At 64.9% G+C, this 6225-nt stretch carries 6 protein-coding genes and 1 pseudogene; 5 read left to right on the top strand and 2 right to left on the bottom strand.

Annotated features, from left to right (window positions below; translation table 11 throughout):
• Positions 1-214: pseudogene (locus RMO23_RS18585) on the bottom strand (hypothetical protein); the annotation flags it as partial.
• Positions 211-1128, bottom strand: coding sequence for a DUF6502 family protein (locus RMO23_RS18580; RefSeq protein ID WP_309684393.1), 918 nt, complete (start codon positions 1126-1128; stop codon positions 211-213). The gene RMO23_RS18580 and the pseudogene RMO23_RS18585, both read right to left, overlap by 4 nt.
• Positions 1129-1558: 430 nt before the next feature.
• On the opposite strand from RMO23_RS18580, the gene pip reads away from it, so the two are divergent.
• From pip to RMO23_RS18555, 5 genes are all read left to right on the top strand, one after another.
• Positions 1559-2491, top strand: a complete 933-nt coding sequence (gene pip, locus RMO23_RS18575; RefSeq protein WP_309684395.1) for a prolyl aminopeptidase — start codon at positions 1559-1561, stop codon at positions 2489-2491.
• Between the two features lie 155 nt (positions 2492-2646).
• Entirely contained in the window at positions 2647-3972 is a 1326-nt protein-coding gene (folC, locus tag RMO23_RS18570; RefSeq protein ID WP_309684389.1) for a bifunctional tetrahydrofolate synthase/dihydrofolate synthase, read from the top strand.
• A gap of 108 nt (positions 3973-4080) precedes the next feature.
• Complete coding sequence (locus RMO23_RS18565; protein WP_309684387.1) at positions 4081-4881, top strand: SPOR domain-containing protein; 801 nt, start codon at positions 4081-4083, stop codon at positions 4879-4881.
• A 21-nt stretch (positions 4882-4902) separates the two neighbouring features.
• Positions 4903-5391, top strand: a complete 489-nt coding sequence (locus tag RMO23_RS18560) for a CvpA family protein (RefSeq protein ID WP_309684385.1) — start codon at positions 4903-4905, stop codon at positions 5389-5391.
• A 10-nt stretch (positions 5392-5401) separates the two neighbouring features.
• Positions 5402-6225: amidophosphoribosyltransferase (locus RMO23_RS18555; RefSeq protein ID WP_405041636.1), on the top strand; the 824-nt coding region annotated here is incomplete at its 3' end.

Here is a 6225-nt window from a genome sequence, read left to right as displayed (position 1 = left end):
CTTCAAACCGGATGCCGCCAACGATGATGGAGCCAAAGCCGGCGATCGGCCCTGACGAGAAAGAGCCGGTACCGCCGCTGCTGACACCGGCCACGCCGCCCCCGCCACCACCGCCGCAGCCCGCCAGGGCCATGGCACTGCCCAGCACGGTCAACAGCAGTCCGTCCCGGCGCGTGATGCCTTCGGCGGCCGGGGTGTTCAGTTCGTTTTTCATGATGTGCTCTCCTTGGGGGTTGGGGGGATGGATGATGCAGCAGGCGCTGCCATGGTCTGCGACCAGGTGAACAGGCCAATGCGCAGGCTTTGGTCCTGCGCCCGGCCCGATTCCCGGTCCCGATCAATCAGGTGTTCCAGCTGCGGCGCGACCTGCTCCAGCAGCGCGCGCCACTGGTGCGCCATCAGCTCGCGCGCCTGCGCCAGTGACTCGGCCGACAACTCGTCGGCAAAAATGGCCTGCTCGATATGCTGCTTGCCATCCTGCAGCACATTGGCCACGGCAGCGCGGAAGTGGTCGCCCACGTTGTCGCCCAGAAAAACCAGCATGCGGGCCCAGTCGCCGCGGGGCACAAAGGCTTCGCGCAGCAGGCGCACGCTGTCGCTGGCCGTATCGTGGGCGGCCAGTTGCAGCCGACACAACTCGTCCAGCAATGTCCGTGGATGCACGTCCCGCGTGACCGCGTGGGCCAGGCTTTCAAAACTCGGCGCCAGCCCATGCCGCGGCAGTTGCAGCGGCTTGCCGTCCGCATCGTGCAGCGCCGGGTCGGTCAGCCAGCGCGTGAACAGCTCGGTAATCGGGGAACGCGTCGAGCGGCGGGGTTCGTGGCTGCGGTCGGGCTGGCTCTCAAGACGCGCCACCTCGCGCCGGGTCAGGCCGGTGGTGGCGCTGATGCGGCTGGTCTGACGGTTGGACGACTGCGCCGGGTGGGCGTCGTGGGCCGCCTTGACAAAGGCGCCGCGAAGCTGGTCCTCGACCGCCTGTATGCGTATGCCCCTGGCAATGCACAGCTGGGCCATAGGCGCAAACACGTCGTCCAGCGCGTCCAGCACCACCTGTTGTTCGGCGCTCAGGGCATCCATCACCGCGTTGTCATCGGGCGGTGGTCCCAGCGGATCAAGAGGATTTCGCATGATTGGTTCAGTATCAATGTGCGGACTGCACATTTGCAGGAAAAGTTGTAACGATTGACGCGTGGCCCGCCGCAACCGGTGCACGGGCATGCCACCCCGAGGCTTTTGATGCACGGCCCCGGCCCCAAGGCCTTCGGCGCCGGGCAGACCGGCCCAGCCCTTCAATTTTGAGCTAAAAATGGCTGTAGCCCAGACAATAAGGGTGCTTGATGCTATAAAATAAATAGCAAAAAAATCAACCATGCAAACCCGGCGGCACGCGGCAACGCTGGAATAATGTCAAACTGGTTCAGCCCGGTCGGTGACGGCGCGTTACTATTTTTTGCGGCGGACCGCCACTGATTGCTCCCGATGCCCTCAATTTCATGGACGCCCAATGACCTCTACAGCCCCACCCGCCACCCGCTCCGTGCCCGCGGCCTCCGCCGCGCTGTTTCCGCCTATCGAGCCGTTTCGCACCGGCCGGCTCGACACCGGCGACGGCCACTCGGTCTATTGGGAGCTGTGCGGCAACCCCAAGGGCAAACCGGCGGTGTTTTTGCACGGCGGGCCGGGGGCCGGCTGCTCGCCCGACCACCGGCGGCTGTTTGACCCCGAGCGCTACTGCGTGCTGCTGTTTGACCAGCGCGGCTGCGGCCGCTCGCGCCCCGGCGCCTCGCTGGAGCACAACACCACCTGGGACCTGGTGGCCGACATCGAGCGCCTACGCACGCTGCTGGGCGTTGAGCGCTGGCTGGTGTTTGGCGGCTCCTGGGGCAGCACGCTGGCGCTGGCCTACGCCCAGACCCATACGGCGCGCGTGTCCGAACTGATCGTGCGCGGCATCTTCACGCTGCGCCGCGCCGAGCTGCTCTGGTATTACCAGGAAGGCGCGTCCTGGCTGTATCCGGACCTGTGGGAACGGTTTCTGGCGCCGATTCCGCCGGCCGAGCGCGGCGACCTGATGGCCGCCTACCGCAAGCGCCTGGTCGGCAGCAACCGGGCCGAGCAGCTGGCCGCCGCCAAGGCCTGGAGCCTGTGGGAGGGCCAGACCATACGGCTGCTGCCCGACCCCGAGGCCAGCGCCAAGCACGAGGGCGACGACTTTGCGCTGGCCTTTTCGCGCATCGAAAACCACTATTTCGTGCACGAAGGCTGGCTCGAAGAAGGCCAGCTGATTCGCGATGCCGGCAAGTTGGCCGGAATTCCGGGCGTGATCGTGCAGGGCCGCTACGATGTCTGCACGCCCGCCAAAACCGCCTGGGACCTGCACCGCGTGTGGCCCGAGGCCGAGTTTCACATCGTCGACGACGCCGGCCACGCCTTCAACGAGCCCGGCATTTTGCACCAGCTGATGGCCGCCCTGCAGCGCTTCGTCACCTGAAAAACGGCGAATTGAAATAATCTTCTCAGCAGGGGCCGCGGTCCGGCTTTGCCGGCCGCAGGCGCCGCCCCGGCAAGGGGGGAGGACGTTACACGCAGTGAACGTCAACGGGTGTGTGCCCACTCTGCGCGACAATGCGGGCCAGTAGGAAAGACATGACCCCCCCCGACAAAACCCTGGACAAAACGCTGGATCAATGGCTGGCCTATTGCGAGCAGCTGCACCCCAAAGCCATAGACCTGGGGCTGGAGCGCGTCAAGGCCGTGGCCCAGCGGCTCGGGCTGGCCTTTGCCTGTCCCATCATCACGGTGGCCGGCACCAACGGCAAGGGCTCGACCTGCGCCATGCTGGAGGCCATCTTGCTGCAGGCCGGCTACCGCACCGGCCTGTTCACCTCACCGCATCTGGTGCATTTTGAAGAGCGCTGCCGGATTCGTGGCGAGATGGTAGATGCTACTGATTTGATAGCTGCTTTCGACCGTGTTGAAAGGGCTAGAGGCCAAAATGGCGATGAAATTTCGCTGACCTACTTCGAATTCACGACCCTGGCCATCCTGCAGTTGCTGGCTGAATCGGGCCTGGATGTGGTGATTCTGGAGGTGGGCCTGGGCGGGCGGCTCGATGCCGTCAATCTGCTGGACACCGACTGCGCGGTGATCACCAGCATCGACCTGGACCACATGGAGTTTTTGGGTAACGACCGCGAAAGCATTGGCCGGGAAAAAGCCGGCATCATGCGCGCCGGCAAACCCGTCATCGTCAGCGACCCGATGCCGCCGCAAAGCATCGTGGAGCATGCGGCGCAGGTCGGCGCTGACTTGTGGCGCTTCGGTCATGACTTCAATTTTTCGGGCGACAAGCAGCAATGGGGTTGGGCCGGCCGTGGCCGGCGCTATGCCGGGCTGGCCTACCCCGCGCTGCGCGGCGCCAACCAGTTGGTCAATGCCGCCGGCGTGCTGGCGGCGCTGACGGCGCTGCGCGATCGCCTGCCCATCACGGCCCAGGCGGTGCGCAACGGCCTGTCCATGGTCGCACTGCCGGGGCGCTTCCAGATCGTGCCGGGCCAGCCGACGCTGGTGCTGGACGTGGCGCACAACCCGCATTCGGTCGCGGCGCTGGCCGAAAACCTCGATGCCATGGGCTTTTACCCCTGCACCCATGCGGTGTTTGGGGCCATGGCCGACAAAGACCTGGCGCCCATGCTGGTGCGCGTCAGCCCCTTGATCGACAAATGGTATTTCACCGATTTGCCGACGGCGCGGGCCGCCAGCGCCGAATCGCTGAAAAGCCGGTGGGCGGCGCTGCAAACCCGCAACGATGTCAGCGCCAGCACCTGGCAAAGCCCCGAGCAGGCCCTGCAGGCGGCCGTCAAGGCGGCAACCCCCGCTGATAGAATCGTGGTGTTCGGCTCGTTCTACACGGTGGGCGGTATTTTGAAGGACGGCGTGCCGCGTCTTGTGGCCCCCCACCTGGCCGGCTGAAGCCGAAAGCCCTGAACAGCCAGCCTGCCCATGGCCTTTGCGGTCTTGTCACAGACCGTGTTGGGCAGGCCCAGCCCCACTTAACCGTCAACGGACTTCCAACTCACCATGCCGTTTTTCAACTTCCGCCGGGGCGGCGCCAATGCTGCCCCCACCGCCGGGTCAGCCGCTCCAACGGAAAGCGTGGAAGTCATGCGCAAGCGCGCCAAGCACCGCCTGATTGGCGCTGCCGTGCTGGTGCTGATTGGCGTGGTCGGATTTCCGCTGCTGTTCGACACCCAGCCGCGGCCGCTGGCGGTCGACATCCCGATTGAAATTCCCGGCAAAAACAGCGTCAGGCCGCTGAATCCGCCACCGGCCAAGGGCCCGGCGGCCGCGCCGGCCGCGGCATCGGGCGAAAAAGTCGCCGACACCGCCAGCCTCGCCCCCAAGGAAGAGATTTTGCCGTCAAAACCGGCTCCAGCCCAGGTAACACAGGCGCTTCCAGCTATCAAAAACGAAGCAAAACCCGAGCCGAAAGCGGAGCCAAAGCCGGAAGTCAAGGCGCAGGCCAAGCCCGAAGCCAAATCCGAAGCCAAACCCGCCCCCAAGCCCGCCGCCGGCGATGACGCCGCGCGTGCCAGCGCCCTGCTCAATGGCGGCGACCAGGCGCCGGCCAAGCCCTCGGGCGCCGAGGTGGAAGGCCGCATGGTGGTGCAGGTCGGCGCGTTTGCCGACGTGGCCAAGGCCCGCGAGGCGCGCCTCAAGCTCGAAAAAGCCGGCCTCAAAACCTATACCCAGGTCGCTGAAACCAAGGACGGCAAACGCATCCGTGTGCGCGTGGGGCCGTTTGCCAGCAAGGCCGAGGCCGAAAAGGCCGCCAGCAAGATCAAGTCCCTTGATTTGCCGGCCGCCATCCTGACTTTATAAAAGCCAGTCGTCAGGATTGTTGTGGCGGCTGTTGACTGGATTTTGCTGGGGGTGCTGGTTTTTTCCATGGCGCTGGGCGCCTTGCGCGGGCTGGTGTACGAGGTGTTGTCGGTGCTGGGTTGGGCCGCGTCGTTTTATCTGGCGCAGTGGTTGGCGCCCGACTTGGCGGCCCGCCTGCCAATCCAGTCGGCGTCGGCGCCGGTGCGCCATGCGGCGGCGTTTGTGCTGATTTTTATTGTGGCGGTGTTTGCGGCGGGCTTGCTGGCTTTCTTGCTGAAAAAGCTGGTCGAAGCCATGGGCCTGCGTCCGGTGGACCGCACGCTGGGCGCTGCGTTTGGCCTGCTGCGCGGCCTGATCTTGTTGCTGGCGGCAACGGTGGTGATGGACATGACGGCGCTCAGGACCAGCGACTGGTGGCGCGAGTCCAGGGGCGCGGTGGCCCTGAGCGCCATGCTGAAGGGGCTCAAACCCGTGCTGCCGGAGCAGTTTGGAAAGTATCTCAATTCATGAAAAGCAATCTATGTGTGGAATAGTCGGCGTCGTCAGCAAAGCCCCGGTCAACCAGCTGATTTATGACGGCCTGCTGCTGCTGCAGCACCGGGGCCAGGATGCGGCGGGCATCGTCACCCAGCAGGGGCGCAAGTTCTTCATGCACAAGGCCAAGGGCATGGTGCGCGACGTGTTTCGCACCCGCAACATGCGCGCCCTGCCGGGCACGGTGGGCCTGGGCCAGGTGCGCTATCCGACGGCCGGCAATGCCTACAGCGAAGACGAGGCGCAGCCGTTTTACGTCAACGCGCCGTTTGGCCTGGTGCTGTCGCATAACGGCAACCTGACAAATGCCGCCGAGCTGAAGGCCGAGCTGTTCAACACGGATCACCGCCATATCAACACCGACAGCGATTCCGAAGTGCTGCTCAACGTGCTGGCGCATGAGATCGAAAAAACCACGCGTGGCCTGCCGCTGCAACCCGCCGATATTTTTGCCGCCGTGCAAAAGGTGCATCGCCGCGTCAAGGGGTCGTATGCGGTGATTGCCTTGCTGGCCGGGCATGGTGTGCTGGCGTTCCGCGACCCGTTTGGCATTCGCCCCTTATGCCTGGGGCGCTCGGCCGACACCTGGATGCTGGCCAGCGAATCGGTCGCGCTGGAAGGCACCTCACACACGTTCGAGCGCAACATCGAGCCGGGTGAGGCCATCTTTATCGACCTGCAGGGCAACGTGCATGCACAGCAATGTGCCGATGCCCCGGTGCTGAACCCCTGCATCTTTGAGTTTGTCTACCTGGCCCGGCCGGATTCGGTAATGGACGGCATCTCGGTCTACCAGGCGCGCCTGAATCT

Source organism: Polaromonas sp. (assembly GCF_031411155.1).
GTDB lineage: Bacteria > Pseudomonadota > Gammaproteobacteria > Burkholderiales > Burkholderiaceae_C > Polaromonas.
Note: the sequence above shows the minus strand (reverse complement) of the source record. Positions and strands in the feature narration are given on the sequence as shown.

Bases quoted from the DNA above. Each gene is read 5' to 3' on its own strand.
- RMO23_RS18580 (WP_309684393.1), bottom strand. From the start codon at position 1,128: ATGCGAAATCCTCTTGATCCGCTGGGACCACCGCCCGATGACAACGCG.
- RMO23_RS18565 (WP_309684387.1), top strand. From the start codon at position 4,081: ATGCCGTTTTTCAACTTCCGCCGGGGCGGCGCCAATGCTGCCCCCACC.
- folC (WP_309684389.1), top strand. From the start codon at position 2,647: ATGACCCCCCCCGACAAAACCCTGGACAAAACGCTGGATCAATGGCTG.